The organism is Aquipseudomonas alcaligenes NBRC 14159 (genome assembly GCF_000467105.1).
GTDB classification, from domain to species: domain Bacteria; phylum Pseudomonadota; class Gammaproteobacteria; order Pseudomonadales; family Pseudomonadaceae; genus Aquipseudomonas; species Aquipseudomonas alcaligenes.
Genome location: NZ_BATI01000008.1, coordinates 126,325 through 141,274, shown reverse-complemented (window position 1 = coordinate 141,274; position 14,950 = coordinate 126,325). Strand labels below are relative to the sequence as shown.

Sequence of the window (14,950 nt, the reverse complement as noted above, 5' to 3'; positions counted from 1 at the left end):
TGCCGAAGATGCGTGTGTGGATCGACGCCGATGCCTGCCCCCGCCTGGCTCGTGACCAGGTGGTGAAGTTCGCCCTGAAGCGCGGCTTCGAGGTGGTGCTGGTGGCTGGCCAGGCCGTGGCCCGGCCGAACTTCGCCTGTGTGAAGCTGGTGGTGGTGCCGAGCGGTCCGGACGCGGCGGATGATCATCTGGTGGAGCATGCCGTGCCCGGCGAGTTGGTGATCTGCAGCGACATCCCGCTGGCCGATCGCCTGGTGAAGAAGGGCGTGGCAGCTCTCGATCCGCGCGGCCGCGAGTTCGACGAGCGCAACATGGGTGAGCGTCTGGCGATACGTAACCTGTTTACCGACCTACGCGAGCAGGGGCAGATGGGCGGCGGCCAGGCGGCTTACTCGGACAAGGACCGGCAGGCCTTCGCCAATTCGCTGGACCGTATTCTGACCCGCCTGATGAGGTAGCTACTGCTCCCCTCTCCCTTTGGGAGAGGGGGCGTGGATCTCAGCAAACATGACGGTCTACCCGCACAGATAGGTGCCGGTACCCACCGCCACCAGGGTGCCGTCGTCGCTGTGCAGTTCGCTGCGCACCACGGCCACCTTGTTGCCGGAGCGCAGCAGCACGGCGGTGGCAGTGAACAGCTGGCCACGACCGGGGCGCAGGTAGTCCACGCGCAGGTCGATGGTGCCCAGTTTGGACAGGCGCTGCATGCGTTCCTGCTGGCTCAGGTGCTGGTGCTTGTCGAAGGCGCCGATCAACGCCATGGCGCCGCCGGCGACGTCCAGCAGCGAGGAGATCACCCCGCCGTGGAGAATGCCGTGGACGAAGTTGCCGATCAGCTCGGGCTTCATCGGCAGGCTCATCACTACCCGGTCGCCACTCAGCTCGTCGATGCGGATGCCCAGCACCTGATTGAAGGGGATGCGCTGGAAGAAGGCCTCCACGCCCTGGCGCTGTTCCTCGGATAGCTGGAAGACCGGTTTGCTCATGCTGCGCTCCTGCGGCTCGACTGTGGCGCACACGCTGCCGCAGGACGCTGCTACTGGCCAGGGGCGCGGCGGGGACGCCGCGCACAATGGCCGGAACGGCCTGTCAGTGAGCCTGGGCCAGCTCCAGCACGCGGTCGACCAGCTTGTTGATGCCGGCGGCGGCCTGGGCAATGGACTCGGCCAGCATGTAGGCGGGGGTGGTAACCAGCTTGCGCGCGCTGTCTTCGACGATGTCCTCGACCGTGCACTCGACGTGCTGGCCGCCCATGGCGGTGAGGCCTGCTACGGCAGGATCGTCGGCAGCGCCCAGGGTGCAGGAAACACCCTCGCCATAGATCTTCGCCGCCAGGGCCGGGGCGATGCAGATCAGGCCGATCGGCTTACCGGCCTGGGCGAAGGCCTGGGCAGCGGCCAGTACATCGGGCTGCACGCTGCAGGCGGCACCTTCCACGGCGAAGTTGGAGAGGTTCTTGGCCACGCCGAAACCGCCCGGCAGGATCAGCGCGTCGAACTGCTCGGCCTTCAGTTCGCGCACGTCCATCACGTCGCCACGGGCGATGCGCGCGGCCTCGGTGAGCACGTTGCGGCTCTCCGGCATCTCGGCGCCGGTGAGGTGGTCGATCACGTGCATCTGCGCGATGTTGGGGGCGAAGCACTGCACCTGGGCGCCGCGCTGGTCGAGGCGCAGCAGGGTGATCACGCTCTCGTGGATCTCCGCGCCGTCGTAGACGCCACAGCCGGAAAGGATGACCGCGACTCGTTTGTGCATGCTGTTCTCCAGTAGCCAGGCAAAGGGACTGCGCGCCAGTTTCGCCGATTGCCGGGGCGAGCGTCGAGCAGTGGCATGTCGCCAAATGCCACTTGGGCTGGCATTCGCCGCCGCGAGCATCCGGCGGGGCAGGCATAGGATCAGCTTAGGTCAACCTGCGCAGTGCCGAACCATGAACCTGATCCTGCTCGCCGTTCCCTTCTTCTTCCTGCTGATCGCCATCGAGCTGGTCGCCGACCGCGTGCGCGGGGTCAGCACCTACCGCCTGGCGGACTCGCTGAACAGCCTCAGCGCCGGGGTGCTGTCACAGACCAGCGGTCTGCTGAGCAAGGCGATTGCCGTGCTCGGCTATGCCTTCGCCTACGAGCACCTGCACCTCACGGCGCTGCCGGACGAGCCCTGGGTCTGGGTGCTGGCCTTCGTCTTCTATGACTTCTGCTACTACTGGAACCATCGCATCGGCCACGAGCGCAACATTTTCTGGGCCTCGCACGTGGTGCACCACCAGAGCGAGGACTACAACCTGTCCACCGCCCTGCGCCAGACCAGCACCGGTTTTCTGCTGAGCTGGATCTTCTACCTGCCGATGGCCGTGGCCGGCGTGCCGCCGCTGGTGTTCGTCACGGTCGCCGCGCTCAACCTGCTCTACCAGTTCTGGGTGCATACCCGCCATGTACCCAAGCTGGGCTGGTACGAGTGGTTCTTCGTCACGCCGTCCAATCATCGGGTGCACCACGCGCAGAACCCGGTGTACATGGATCGCAACTACGGCGGCGTGTTCATTCTCTGGGACCGCCTGTTCGGCACCTTCCAGGAGGAGCTGGACGAGCAGCCGGTGGTGTTCGGCGTGACCACGCCGCTGCGCAGCTGGAACCCGCTGTGGGCCAACCTGCAGTTCTACGTGCAGCTGTGGTGCGACGCGGTGCGTGCTGGCTCCTGGTGGGACAGGCTGCGCATCTGGTTCATGCCCACCGGTTGGCGCCCGGCCGATGTGGCGGCACGCTATCCGCTGGACAAGCCGGATCTGGCCAGCTTCCGCAAGTTCGAGGTGCCGCTGGCGCGCGGGCCGAAGGTCTATGCCGCGCTGCAGTTCAGCGCCTACGTGCTGGGCGTCAGCTGGCTGCTGGCGGTGGCGGCACAGCACGGCCTGGGTGTGCTCGCCGGGGCCTGGCTGTGGGTGGCTTTCGGTCTGTACTGCATCGGTGCCTGGCTGGAGAACCGGCCCTTCGCCCGCGGCCTGGAGCTGCTGCGCCTGGCGCTGAACCTGCCCGCGCTGCTCTGGGCCCAGCAGGTGGGGCTGGTGGCGGGCGGCATGCTGGTGTGGTGGCTGCTGGCGGCCTGGAGCCTGGCCAGCCTGAGCTGGCTGCTGTGGCCACGGCAGGCGCAGACCCAGCCGGCCTGAAGGGAACTGCGGCTGCCCGTCGCAGTCTGGGTGTGACAGTCATTATTTGGTCATAATGGTCGGATATACCTGTCACACTCGCCCGCCGTGCGGGTTCTGGAGTCCGTCGTGAGCTTTACCCCCGCCAATCGCCTGTTCCCCGCTACCCGCCTGCGCCGCAACCGTCGTGACGATTTCTCCCGCCGCCTGGTGCGTGAGCATCGCCTGAGTGTCGATGATCTGATCCTGCCGGTGTTCGTCCTCGATGGCGAAGGCCGCCGTGAGTCGATTCCCTCGATGCCCGGCGTCGAGCGCCTGTCCATCGACCTGCTGCTCAAGGAAGCCGAGCACTGGGTGGCGCTGGGCATTCCGGCGCTGGCACTGTTTCCGGTGACGCCGCTGGAGAAGAAATCCCTCGACGGCGCCGAAGCCTGGAACCCGGACGGCATTGCTCAGCGCGCCATCCGCGCGCTGCGGGCGAAATTCCCCGAGCTGGGGGTGATCAGCGACGTGGCCCTGGACCCCTTCACCACCCACGGCCAGGACGGCATCCTCGATGACGAGGGTTACGTGATGAACGACGTGACCGTCGATGCGCTGGTCCGGCAGGCCCTGTCGCATGCCGAGGCCGGTGCCCAGGTGGTGGCGCCGTCGGACATGATGGACGGGCGCATCCAGGCGATCCGCGAGGCGCTGGAAGTGGCCGAGCACACCAACGTGCGCATCATGGCCTACTCGGCCAAGTACGCCAGCGCCTACTACGGCCCGTTCCGCGACGCGGTCGGCTCCGCCGCCAACCTGGGCAAGGCCAACAAGGCCAGCTACCAGATGGACCCGGCCAACGGCGACGAGGCTCTGCACGAAGTGGGCGCCGACCTCGCCGAAGGCGCCGACATGGTCATGGTCAAGCCGGGCATGCCCTACCTGGACATCGTCTGGCGGGTGAAGGACGCCTTCAAGGTGCCGACCTTCGCCTACCAGGTCAGCGGCGAGTACGCCATGCACATGGCGGCCATCCAGAACGGCTGGCTGGGCGAGGCGGTGATTCTCGAATCGCTGACGGCCTTCAAACGCGCCGGCGCTGATGGCATCCTCACCTACTTCGCCGTGCGTGCGGCAGAACTCTTGAAAGCGGGGCGCTGAAGCGCTCCAGGGAAGCAGGACATGAACACCGAGGGACTCAGCAACAAGCAGATCGTCGACGCCCAGCTCGAGGCCGAACCGCCGGTGCCGGCGGAGGTCGTCGCCGAGGTGGCGCCCGTCGTCGAGCCGGAGCCGGCCCCTGCGCCCGCGCCGATTCCCGGCCTGGATGACAGCAGCTTGTACATCCACCGCGAGCTGTCGCAGCTGAAGTTCAACATCCGCGTGCTGGAGCAGGCGCTGGACGAGTCCTACCCGCTGCTGGAGCGGCTGAAGTTCCTGCTGATCTTCTCCAGCAACCTCGACGAGTTCTTCGAGATCCGTGTCGCCGGCCTGAAGAAGCAGATCAACTTCGCCCGCGAACAGGCCGGCGCCGACGGCCTGCTGCCGAGCCAGGTGCTGGCGCGCATCTCCGAGATCGCCCACGAGCAGGTCGAGCGCCAGTACGCGGTGCTCAACGACGTGCTGCTGCCGGAACTGGCCAAGCACCAGATCAACTTCATCCGCCGCCGCTACTGGACCACCAAGCTGAAGACCTGGGTGCGACGCTACTTCCGCGACGAGATCGCGCCGATCATCACCCCGATCGGCCTCGACCCGACGCACCCCTTCCCGTTGCTGGTGAACAAGAGCCTCAACTTCATCGTCGAGCTGGAAGGCGTCGACGCCTTCGGTCGCGACTCCGGTCTGGCCATCATCCCGGCGCCGCGCCTGCTGCCGCGCATCATCCGCGTGCCGGAAGAAGTCGGCGGCCCTGGCGACAACTACGTGTTCCTCTCCTCGATGATCCACGCCCACGCCGACGACCTGTTCCACGGCATGAGCGTGAAGGGCTGCTACCAGTTCCGCCTGACCCGCAACGCCGACCTGTCGGTGGATGCCGAGGATGTCGAAGACCTGGCGCGCGCCCTGCGTGGCGAGCTGTTCAGCCGCCGCTACGGCGACGCGGTGCGCCTGGAAGTGGCGGACACCTGCCCCAAGAGCCTGGCGGACTTCCTGCTCAAGCAGTTCAACCTCTCCGAGAACGAGCTGTACCGGGTCAACGGCCCGGTCAACCTGACCCGCCTGTTCAGCATCACCGGGCTGGAGAGCCACCCGGAGCTGCAGCACGCGCCGTTCACCCCGGTGATCCCCAAGCTGCTGCAGAACGCCGAGAACATCTTCAACGTGGTCGGCAAGCAGGACATCCTGCTGCTGCACCCCTTCGAGTCGTTCACCCCGGTGATCGACCTGCTGCGCCAGGCCGCCAAGGACCCCAGCGTGCTGGCGATCAAGCAGACCCTGTATCGTTCCGGCGCCAACTCGGAGATCGTCGATGCGCTGGTGGATGCGGCGCGTAACGGCAAGGAAGTCACCGCGGTGATCGAGCTGCGCGCGCGCTTCGACGAGGAGTCCAACCTGCAGCTGGCCAGCCGCCTGCAGGCCGCCGGTGCGGTGGTGATCTACGGCGTGGTCGGCTTCAAGACCCACGCCAAGATGATGCTGATACTGCGCCGCGAGAACGGCGAGCTGCGCCGCTACGCGCACCTCGGCACCGGCAACTACCACGCCGGCAATGCCCGTCTGTACACCGACTACAGCCTGCTGACCGCCGACGAGGCGCTTGGCGAGGACGTGTCCAAGCTGTTCAACCAGCTGATCGGCATGGGCAAGACCCTGCGCATGAAGAAGCTGCTGCACGCGCCCTTCACCCTGAAGAAGACCCTGCTCGACATGATCGCCCGCGAGGCGCAGTTCGCCAGCGAGGGCAAGCCGGCGCATATCATGGCCAAGGTCAACTCGCTGACCGATCCGAAGATCATCCGCGCGCTGTACAAGGCCAGCCAGATGGGCGTGCGCATCGACCTGGTGGTGCGCGGCATGTGCTGCCTGCGTCCGGGGGTTCCGGGGGTGTCGCACAACATCCAGGTGCGCTCCATCGTCGGCCGCTTCCTCGAGCACAGCCGCATCTACTACTTCGGCAATGGCGGCGACGAGCAGCTGTTCCTCTCAAGTGCCGACTGGATGGAGCGCAACCTCGACAAGCGCGTGGAGACCTGCTTCCCGGTGGAGGGCAAGAAGCTCATCACCCGGGTCAAGAAGGAGCTGGAAAGCTACCTCACCGACAACACCCAGGCCTGGCTGCTGCAGCCGGATGGTCGCTACCAGCGCATCACGCCGTTCGGCAACGCCAACCCGCGCAACGCCCAGGCGGCGCTGCTGGAGAAGCTGACCGCACCGCAGGTGCGTTGACTTCCAAGCCCTCTGGCAGGTTGGCTTCCCTCTCCCGTTGACGGGAGAGGGGCAGGGGAGAGGGCTGTTTATGCGGCCCCTCTCCCTAGCCCTCTCCCCGGCGGGGAGAGGGAATGTCCGAGCCGCGGCAGCTACTGCACCGTGATGCTGATCTTCTCGGAGATCACCGGCGGTTCCATCGGCACATGGTGCTTGTCACCGATCAGCAGTTGCAGCGTGTGTTTGCCCGGCGGCAGGGTCAGTTCGGTTTCCGTCTGGCCCTTGCCGAAATGCATAATCTGTTCGCTTGCCGGCAGGGGCGCATCCAGCAGCGGCAGCGTGGCGACATCCACCAGCAGGTGATGATGGCCGGTCGCGGGCACATCAACCCCGGCCGGCGCCACGCCCATGCCTTTCAGGCCAAATCTCACGGTAAAGGTCTGGCCGACGCTGGCGCCATCCTGCGGCGCGATGAAGTACACCTGGGCGCCTTCCGGCGCGGGGAGCTGGGGCATCGAGTTATCGGCCGGGGCCAGGGCGGGTAGCAAGCAGAGCAGGGCGGTCAGCCCCAGGGGCAGTAGCAATGGACGCATGGCAGGCTCCTGTGCGTAGAGGGTCCTGCTCTGACCTTAGGCGCTGCGGCGCCTGGCGCCGGGTCAGTCGTCGCCTTGTTCCAGGCGGGCCAGTTCGGCAGCCGCCTCGGCCAGCTGGGTCTCGTTGAACACCATGACGCCGTGGCGCTTGAGCAGGGCTGCCGTGACGCCCTCGCCGGCCACCAGGGTGCCGTTGAAGTGGCCGTCGTAATTGTGCGTGTTGCCGCAGGACGGGCTGCGCGCCTTGAGTACGGCGACCCGCAAACCGTGCTGCTGGGCCAGGCGCAGTGCGATTTCGGCACCGGCGACGAAGGCCGCCGTGACATCGGCGCCGTCGTCGGTCAGCACCGGCAGGCGGCCGTCGAGCACCGCGCCGCCCTGGCCGCCGGGAATTTCCGCCGGCAGGCGTGGCGTCGGCAGGCCGCCCGCCACTTCGGGACACAGTGGCACGATGCGGCCCTCGTCCTGCCAGCGTTGCAGCAGATCATAGGGCCCGTGGGCGCCGCCGTCGTAGCGAACCTTGTGGCCGAGCAGGCAACGGCTGACCAGCAGCTTTTCCATCATTCCTCCAAGGTTCGCGCAGGTCAGGTGCAAGCGGGTTTCACCCACCGAAAGCGCATGTGACAGTGCCGCCCTCTCCCGGGGAAAGCGGGGAGCATGCTTCAGCGCCGCCTGAACCAGCCGGTCAGCGACAGACGTTCGCGGGTGGCCGGCAGCACTTCGTGGGGCAGCTCGGCGGAGATGAACAGCACCAGGGTACCGGCGCTGGGCAGCACGTCCAGCTCGGTATCGTCCGCCAGGTACAGGCGCAACGCGCCACCCTGCTCGCCCTGCCAGGCCTCGTTGAGGTAGTACACGGCACTGACAGTGCGGCGGTCATCGTCGCGGAAGCGGTCGAGGTGTTTCTGGTAGAAGGCACCCGGCGGGTAGCAGGCAAAGTGGCACTCGAAATCTTCCAGGCCGAGATAGAAGGCCTGGTTGAGGGCGCTGCGCAATTCGTCCATGGCCTGCAGGTAGCCGTCGCTCGGCGCGCTCTGACCCTGTTCCAGCCACTGGATGCTGTCGCCGCGGATGCCCTCGCGCACCGCCAGGCCCTGGCCGCGGCCGACCCCGGCCGGGGTGAGGGCACCGGCGCGCGCACGCTTGCGGCACTCTTCAGCCAGTTCGAGGGTCAGAGTGGCAGGCAGGACGTTGTCCAGTCGTGACCAGCCGCGTGCGGCCAGGTCGTCGATGATCTGCGGCAAGTGCCGCTGGAGAAGTTGCTCGTGCATGGCGGGATTCTACCAGCGTCGCTCGCACGCCCCTACAATAGCCGCGCCCTACAGGAGTGCCCCATGCGCGTCGTCTTTGCTCTGTTCCTGCTGCTGTGCAGCGCCACCGTCCTTGCCGACGATCATGCCCGGCTCTATCAGAGCGCCGGCTGGCCGGAGCAGCGTGCGCATTTCGGCGAGGCCCTCAAGGCGGCCCAGCAGCGTTACCAGGCCAGCCTGCCGCCAGCGGTTTACCAGGCGCTGGTGAACAACAGCGACCAGCGCTTCGCGCCGGCGGCCATGGAGCAGCGCGCCCTGGCGGCCCTGCGCATGAGCCTGGCCGACCCGCAGCCGGCGCTGCAGTTCTTCGAGTCGCCGCTGGGGCGCCGCATCATCGCCGCCGAAACCCGCGCCACCGCGCGCGACCAACTGGCCGCGCATGCCAATGGACTGCCCCGGGTCGAGGCCGACGCCACCCGGCGCCTGTTGATTCGCCACCTGGCCCAGGCCCTACCGGCCACCGCAGCCGGCGCCGAGGTCAGCCTGGCGCTGGCCTCGGTGGCGGCCGACAGCCTGAGTTCGATGGTGCCCGGCCTGTTCGGTGGCGAGCAGGCGCAGATGCTGGTGCAGAGCCAGCGCGAGCGCCTGATGCAGCAGATCGAGGGCGATATCGACAACACCCTGCTGTATGTCTACCGCGACCTGTCCGACCCGGAGCTGGACGAGTTCGTCAGCTTCGCCCAGTCCGCTGGCGGCAAGGCCTACTACCAGGCTGCCCTGGCCGCGCTGCGCGCCGGGCTGGCGGCGGGCGAGAGCGGTAGCGACCTGCAGCCGGCTCAGCAGGGCATCTAGCCGCGTGGGCGGTGAGGCGATCCGGGGCATGGGCCGCGCCGCCCCCGGATGGTATCCGGGCGACCAGGTGATCAGCGCAGGCGTTCGCTGAGGAAGGCGAAGTAGCGCCGGCGGATGTCCTCGTGCTCGTTGACCAGGTGGTGGCGTGCGCCGGGCAGGCGCAGGATCTGCGGCTGGTCGAACTTGTCCTGCAGTACCTGCAGGTTATGCCGCCAGTCCACCGTCATGTCGTCCTCGCCCTGCACCACCAGCGGGTTCAGCGGGCTGCGCGGCGCACGCTCCAGGCACGGAATCCAGCGGGCCAGGGCGCCGACCCAGGCGGTCGGCAGGTGGCGCGGCTGCAATGGGTCGCGGTGGCGCAGGAAGTCGAGGAACGCGGCATCGGTGGAGTTCTCCGAGAAACGCCGAGGAATCTCGCGGCGGAACGGGCCGATCAGGTGATAGCTGAGCTTGGACAGGCCCCAGGCGCGCGGCCGCACCAGCGGCGCCAGGAGAATGGTGGCGCCGGGCTCGGGGCGCTTCTCGCCGAGCAGGAGGAAGTCCAGCAGGATGGCGCCGCCGGTGCTTTGCCCGCACAGGTGCCAGGGTTGCGGCAGGTCGAGGCTGGCGGCCTCGGCGAACAGGCCCTGCAGGGCGCGCTGGTAGGCGGAGAAATCGTCGATGCTGGCGCGCGGCCCGGCGGACAGGCCGTGGCCCGGCAGGTCGCAGGCCAGCACGGCGAGGTTTTCGCCCAGGGCCCAGTCGATCACGTGGCGGTACAGGCCCATGTGGTCGTAGTAGCCGTGCAGCAGGATCAGCGTCGCCTTCGGCTCCGGCGGCAGCCACAGCTGTGCCACCAGGTCCAGCCCGTCGCTCTGGAAGCGGCCGAGGCGACTGTGCACGCGGCCATGCTGCGGCAGGTCCAGGCCGTAATAGCGCTGGTAGGCCAGGACCTCGTCCGTCGGCGCCGCCAGGGCCGCGGCCAAGGGTCGCAGGCCGGCACGCAGGCGCTCGGGCTGGAAGGGCTCTGGCAGGTTCTGGGGCATGGCGGTCATGGCATCTTCGCTGGGGGTGGATGGCAGCCGATATTCAGCTGTCGGGCGCGGCGTGGCAAGCTAGGCCCCTTTCCCTCGTGTCGTCGCTCATGCATTCCCGTCGCCGCATCATCATCGCCAGCCTCCTCGCACTGCTCTGGCTGGCCGCCATGCTGGCCGCCTTCTGGTGGTTCCAGGCCCGCTATATCCGCCCGTTCGACGAGCGCACCGAGCTGTTCATCGGCAGCCAGCTGCGCCTGCCGGCGGAGCTGGCCGGACCCGGGGCGATCCGCCTGGTGCACTTCTGGGACCCGGCCTGCCCGTGCAATGTCGGCAACCAGCAGCACCTCGGCGAGCTGGTCGAGCAGTTCGCGCCGCGTGGCGTGCAGTTCTACGCGGTACAGAAGGCCGGCAGCGAGGGCCGCCTGCCGGACAACCTGCAGCAGCTGCAGCCCCTGCCGGCGCTGCCCGGCAGCGAGAGCCTGGCAGCCAGCCCGGCGGTGGCGATCTGGGACCAGCAGGGCCGGCTCGCCTACTTCGGCCCCTACAGCGAGGGTGCCCTGTGCACCTCCAGTAACAGCTTCATCGAGCCGATCCTCGAGGCGCTGGTGGCGGGGCGTCCGGTGCGTGCCGACAGCAACCTGGCGGTGGGTTGCTTCTGCGACTGGAAGGTCGATTGATCCGTGGCAAGGAGGAGATGGGATACTGCGCTATAATTCCTGTACAATATTTCAAATTTGTATAGGTTTTCATTGCGCTCAGGATGAGCCTCTGCCTCCGGTGAGCTCATGAATTCGTCCGCTTTCAGCCTCCATGCCCACTACCGCCGTGCCGACCGCATCATGCTGGCGGTGCTGTGGCTGATGTTTCTCTATTCCCTCGGGCTGGCTGCCTGGCACGGCACCTGGGGGCAGGCGCTGCTGGTCGGTGGCGGTACCGCTGCGGCGCTGAGCAGCCTGTATGCGCTGGTGCCCGGCAGTCGCCTGATGCGCTGCTGCGTGGGGCTGGCCTTCATGGTCATGTCCGCCCTGCACATCAACCAGAGCGGCGGTGTGCTGGAGATGCACTTCGGCATCTTCGTGCTGCTGGCCTTTCTCGTCTATTACCGCGACTGGCTGCCGATCGTGCTGGCTGCCGGCCTGATTGCCGCCCACCACCTGGCCTTCTTCGCCCTGCAGCAGCAGGGCGTGGGCGTGTACGTGGTACCCCAGGGCAGTTGGGGCGTGATCCTGCTGCATGCCTTCTACGTGGTGCTGGAGAGCGCGATCCTCATCTACCTGGCGCGCCAGGCCTATGCCGAAGCGCGCGAGGGCGAGGCCCTGCTGCAGGTGGTGGAGGGGCTGACGGCCGAGGAGGAGCATATCGATCTGCGCTTGCGTGGAACTGAAGCTGGCCCGGTGATCCTGCGCTTCAACCATTTCCTCGCCCAGCTGGAGGCGATGGTGGGCGAGGTAGTCGAGGACACTCAGGGGCTGACGGCGACCGGCGACAGCCTGGCGCGCGCTACCCGCCAGCTGCGCGAGGGCTCCGGGCGCCAGCTGGGCGAAATCTCGCAGATGTCCAGCGCCATGCATGAAATGAGTGTGGCCATCGACGATGTCGCCGGACATGCCCAGCAGGCCGCGCAGGCCACCGAGGCAGCGACGACCAAGGCGGCCGAGGGCCGCGCCGCGGTGAAGCAGAGTGCCGAGGAAATCGGCCGCCTGGCCACGCGCATCGAGGGCACCGGCGTCGAGGTGAATGCCCTGGCGGAGCAGTCCCAGCAGATCGGCCGGGTACTGGAAGTGATTCGCGCCATCGCCGAGCAGACCAACCTGCTGGCGCTGAACGCGGCGATCGAGGCTGCACGTGCCGGCGAGCAGGGGCGCGGCTTTGCCGTGGTGGCCGACGAGGTGCGCAACCTGGCGCAGAAGACGGCCGTCTCGACCGCGGAAATCCAGGACATCATCGCCCGCCTGCAGCACAGCAGCCGCCAGGCCGCCAGCGCCATGCAGGAGAGTCAGGCCGGCGTGGTACGTTGCGTCGACGACAGCCGTCAGGCCGGCGAGCTGCTGCTGGCCATCGTCGCGGAGATCGAGGCGATCAGCCAGATGAGTGCGCTGATTGCCGCCGCCACCCATGAGCAGGCCAAGGCCAGTGCGGAAGTCAGCGAACACCTGAGCGAGGTGCAGCGGGTGGCCGAGCAGAATGCCGAGGACGCCGGCGTGCTCGATGGCGACAGCCTGCGGCTGCGCGAACTGGCGCGGCGCCTGGGGGTTCTCAGTGCCCGCTTCACGGTCGGCCGGCCGCCGCGCTGAGGTTCAGGGCAGCACCAGACGGACTTCGCCGATTGGCTCGCCGCTGCGGCCGAAGCTGCGCTCCAGCAGCTGCAGGCCGCCATCGCGCTGCAGCACCAGGGCGGTGCTGGCTCGGGTGCCATAGCCGGGGCCGACGATGAAGATGGTGGCCAGCAGCATTTCCCAGTCCAGGCCCACTCCGGTATCCGGCAGCAGCACCCGGGGCGGTTGCTGGCGGTCGGCCAGCAGCTCCAGCAGCTGCGCGGGCTCAGCCGAGTCGAGCGCCGCCGCCAGGCTGGAGCTGGCGCGCAGCACCTTGGGCCAGGGCGTGTCCAGGTCGGCATTGGACAAGCCGTAGAGACCGGGCTGCAGACGCTCTACCTCGCCCCGCTCGGAGTTGAGGAAGAACAGCCCGTGGCGATCGCCCAGCAGCAGGTTGAAGCCGCTGTACTGCTCCACGCACGGCAGTAGCCCGGCGAGGAAGTCGGCGGCGTTCGCATCGCCACGCAGGAACTGCACCGGCAGTTCGCCGCGCGAGCGCTCGCCCTTGGGTTGGCGCGGGTCGCGGATATTGGTCAGCGCGGCGAAGCGGCCGCTAGCCGTCACCCCCAGCCAGGTACCGCCGGCCAGCAGGTCACGCCCGGCATACAGGCCGGGCACCTCCGGCCATTCGGCCAGGGGCAGGCAGGCGCGGTCGTAGAACTCGTCGCGGTTGGCCGCCAGCACCAGCGGTTGCGGGTGCTCGGGGCGCCAGGCAAAGACGATCAGGCACATGTCGGAGTCCGGGTCGGGTATGCGCCGAGCCTACTGCATCCGCCGGGGCAAGTGGAGGCGTCGCACGCCATCCGTTACCATGCCGCTTCGTTTCCGGGGGTGTGCATGGAATTCCTGCTCTATCTGCTGTTGGGCGCGGCGGCCGGCGTGCTGGCCGGGCTGTTCGGCGTCGGCGGCGGCATCATCATCGTGCCGGTCCTGGTGCTGAGCTTCACCGCCCAGGGCATCGATCCGGCCGTGCTGACCCACCTGGCCGTGGGCACCTCGCTGGCCACCATCGTCTTCACCTCGATCAATTCGGTGCTCGAACACCAGCGCAAGGGCGCGGTGCTGTGGCCGGTCTTCGCCTGGATGACCCTCGGTATCCTGCTCGGCGCCGGTCTCGGTTCGCTCACTGCCGCGGCCATTCAGGGACCGCTGCTGCAGAAGATCATTGGCGTGTTCGCTATCGTCATCGCCATCCAGATGGGTCTGGAGTTGAAACCCAAGGCCGGTCGCGCGGTCCCAGGCAAGCTGGGGCTGACGGCCGCTGGCGGGGTGATCGGCTGGGCTTCGGCGATCTTCGGCATCGGCGGCGGCTCGCTGACCGTGCCGTTCCTGACCTGGCGCAGCGTATCCATGCAGCAGGCGGTGGCCACTTCCGCCGCCTGCGGCCTGCCGATTGCCGCTGCCAGCGCCCTGAGTTTCATGCTGATCGGTTGGGGCGAGCCGCAGCTGCCGCCGTGGAGCGCCGGTTTCGTCTACCTGCCGGCCATGGCCGGTATCGCCATCACCAGTATGTTCTTCGCCCGCTTCGGCGCGCGCCTGGCGCACAAGCTGTCGCCACGCCTGCTCAAGCGCCTGTTCGCCCTGCTGTTGCTCTGTGTGGGCGTGAATTTCCTGATCTGAGGATTGCTCGATGCTGTCTTACCCGCAGATAAACCCGGTGGCGCTGGACCTCGGCGTCATCAAGATCCACTGGTACGGCCTGATGTACCTGGTCGGCATTGGCGGCGCCTGGCTGCTGGCCAGCCGCCGGCTGAAAGACTTCGACCCGACCTGGAGCAAGGAGAAACTCTCCGACCTGGTGTTCTGGGTGGCCATGGGCGTGATCCTTGGCGGCCGCCTGGGCTATGCGCTGTTCTACGATCTGTCCGCCTACCTGGCCGAGCCGCTGAAGATCCTGCGCGTGTGGGAAGGCGGCATGTCGTTCCACGGCGGCCTGATCGGCGTGATGCTGGCCACCTGGCTGTTCGGCCGGCGCAACGGCAAGAGCTTCTTCCAGCTGATGGACTTCATCGCCCCCCTGGTGCCGATCGGCCTGGGTGCCGGGCGCATCGGCAACTTCATCAACGCCGAGCTGTGGGGCAAGGTCACCGACGTGCCCTGGGCCATGGTCTTCCCCAATGGCGGCCCGGACCCGCGTCACCCGTCGCAGCTGTACCAGTTCGCCCTCGAAGGCGTGGCCCTGTTCGTCATCCTCTGGCTGTACTCGCGCAAGCCGCGCCCGACCATGGCGGTGTCCGGCCTGTTCGCCATCTGTTACGGCATCTTCCGCTTCATCGTCGAGTTCGTCCGCGTGCCGGATGCCCAGCTCGGCTACCTGGCGTGGAACTGGCTGACCATGGGCCAGGTGCTGTGCCTGCCGATGATCCTCGGCGGTATCGGCCTGATGGTCTGGGCGTATCGCCGCCAGGCGGCGGCCTGAACCGAGCCCGATTTCGTT

16 protein-coding genes are annotated in these 14,950 nt (G+C 67.7%); 9 read left to right on the top strand and 7 right to left on the bottom strand.

Translation table 11 applies throughout. The features are described from left to right. Nucleotides 1–8: 8 nt before the first annotated feature. Complete coding sequence (locus PA6_RS06165) at nt 9–458, top strand: YaiI/YqxD family protein (protein WP_021700030.1); 450 nt, start codon at nt 9–11, stop codon at nt 456–458. Nucleotides 459–515: 57 nt separating this feature from the next. Here PA6_RS06165 and PA6_RS06160 read toward each other — a convergent pair whose 3' ends face one another. Beyond that, complete coding sequence (locus PA6_RS06160; protein ID WP_021700029.1) at nt 516–986, bottom strand: thioesterase family protein; 471 nt, start codon at nt 984–986, stop codon at nt 516–518. Nucleotides 987–1,089: 103 nt separating this feature from the next. Further along, nucleotides 1,090–1,755 (bottom strand): isoprenoid biosynthesis glyoxalase ElbB, encoded by a 666-nt coding sequence (gene elbB, locus PA6_RS06155; RefSeq protein ID WP_021700028.1) that lies wholly within the window; start codon nt 1,753–1,755, stop codon nt 1,090–1,092. A gap of 172 nt (nt 1,756–1,927) precedes the next feature. Between elbB and PA6_RS06150 the strand changes: the two genes are divergently transcribed. The 3 genes from PA6_RS06150 to ppk1 all read left to right on the top strand — a co-directional run bounded on the left by PA6_RS06150 (nt 1,928) and on the right by ppk1 (nt 6,508). Next, nucleotides 1,928–3,157, top strand: a complete 1,230-nt coding sequence (locus PA6_RS06150) for a sterol desaturase family protein (protein ID WP_021700027.1) — start codon at nt 1,928–1,930, stop codon at nt 3,155–3,157. Nucleotides 3,158–3,265: 108 nt separating this feature from the next. After that, the gene (hemB, locus tag PA6_RS06145) at nt 3,266–4,279 is read left to right on the top strand and encodes a porphobilinogen synthase (RefSeq protein ID WP_021700026.1); all 1,014 of its coding nucleotides are present in this window, start codon (nt 3,266–3,268) and stop codon (nt 4,277–4,279) included. A gap of 21 nt (nt 4,280–4,300) precedes the next feature. Then, complete coding sequence (gene ppk1 / locus PA6_RS06140) at nt 4,301–6,508, top strand: polyphosphate kinase 1 (RefSeq protein WP_021700025.1); 2,208 nt, start codon at nt 4,301–4,303, stop codon at nt 6,506–6,508. A 131-nt stretch (nt 6,509–6,639) separates the two neighbouring features. Here ppk1 and PA6_RS06135 read toward each other — a convergent pair whose 3' ends face one another. From PA6_RS06135 to PA6_RS06125, 3 genes are all read right to left on the bottom strand, one after another. Beyond that, a complete protein-coding gene (locus tag PA6_RS06135; protein ID WP_021700024.1) occupies nt 6,640–7,080 on the bottom strand; it encodes a DUF4399 domain-containing protein in 441 nt (146 codons plus the stop codon). A 63-nt stretch (nt 7,081–7,143) separates the two neighbouring features. Continuing rightward, entirely contained in the window at nt 7,144–7,641 is a 498-nt protein-coding gene (locus PA6_RS06130) for a DUF523 domain-containing protein (RefSeq protein WP_021700023.1), read from the bottom strand. Between the two features lie 101 nt (nt 7,642–7,742). Beyond that, nucleotides 7,743–8,351 (bottom strand): 2OG-Fe(II) oxygenase, encoded by a 609-nt coding sequence (locus PA6_RS06125; protein WP_021700022.1) that lies wholly within the window; start codon nt 8,349–8,351, stop codon nt 7,743–7,745. A 63-nt stretch (nt 8,352–8,414) separates the two neighbouring features. On the opposite strand from PA6_RS06125, the gene PA6_RS06120 reads away from it, so the two are divergent. After that, nucleotides 8,415–9,182 carry a DUF2059 domain-containing protein gene (locus tag PA6_RS06120; RefSeq protein WP_021700021.1) on the top strand — a complete coding sequence of 256 codons (768 nt, stop codon included), beginning with the start codon at nt 8,415–8,417 and terminating at the stop codon, nt 9,180–9,182. 71 nt (nt 9,183–9,253) lie between these two features. Here the strand turns inward: PA6_RS06120 and PA6_RS06115 are convergent, their stop codons facing one another. Beyond that, nucleotides 9,254–10,195 (bottom strand): alpha/beta hydrolase, encoded by a 942-nt coding sequence (locus PA6_RS06115; RefSeq protein ID WP_043216351.1) that lies wholly within the window; start codon nt 10,193–10,195, stop codon nt 9,254–9,256. 110 nt (nt 10,196–10,305) lie between these two features. Between PA6_RS06115 and PA6_RS06110 the strand changes: the two genes are divergently transcribed. Both PA6_RS06110 and PA6_RS06105 read left to right on the top strand, forming a co-directional pair. Then, nucleotides 10,306–10,875, top strand: a complete 570-nt coding sequence (locus tag PA6_RS06110) for a DUF6436 domain-containing protein (protein ID WP_021700019.1) — start codon at nt 10,306–10,308, stop codon at nt 10,873–10,875. Nucleotides 10,876–10,983: 108 nt separating this feature from the next. Beyond that, nucleotides 10,984–12,492: a methyl-accepting chemotaxis protein gene (locus PA6_RS06105; RefSeq protein ID WP_021700018.1), complete on the top strand. Its 1,509-nt coding sequence runs from the start codon at nt 10,984–10,986 to the stop codon at nt 12,490–12,492. 3 nt (nt 12,493–12,495) lie between these two features. On the opposite strand, the gene PA6_RS06100 is transcribed toward PA6_RS06105, so the two are convergent. Beyond that, a complete protein-coding gene (locus PA6_RS06100; protein ID WP_021700017.1) occupies nt 12,496–13,245 on the bottom strand; it encodes an NRDE family protein in 750 nt (249 codons plus the stop codon). Between the two features lie 105 nt (nt 13,246–13,350). Between PA6_RS06100 and PA6_RS06095 the strand changes: the two genes are divergently transcribed. Together PA6_RS06095 and lgt are read left to right on the top strand one after the other, a co-directional pair. Next, nucleotides 13,351–14,133, top strand: a complete 783-nt coding sequence (locus tag PA6_RS06095; RefSeq protein WP_021700016.1) for a sulfite exporter TauE/SafE family protein — start codon at nt 13,351–13,353, stop codon at nt 14,131–14,133. Nucleotides 14,134–14,143: 10 nt separating this feature from the next. Then, a complete protein-coding gene (lgt, locus tag PA6_RS06090; protein ID WP_021700015.1) occupies nt 14,144–14,932 on the top strand; it encodes a prolipoprotein diacylglyceryl transferase in 789 nt (262 codons plus the stop codon). The last annotated feature ends 18 nt before the right edge of the window (nt 14,933–14,950 follow it).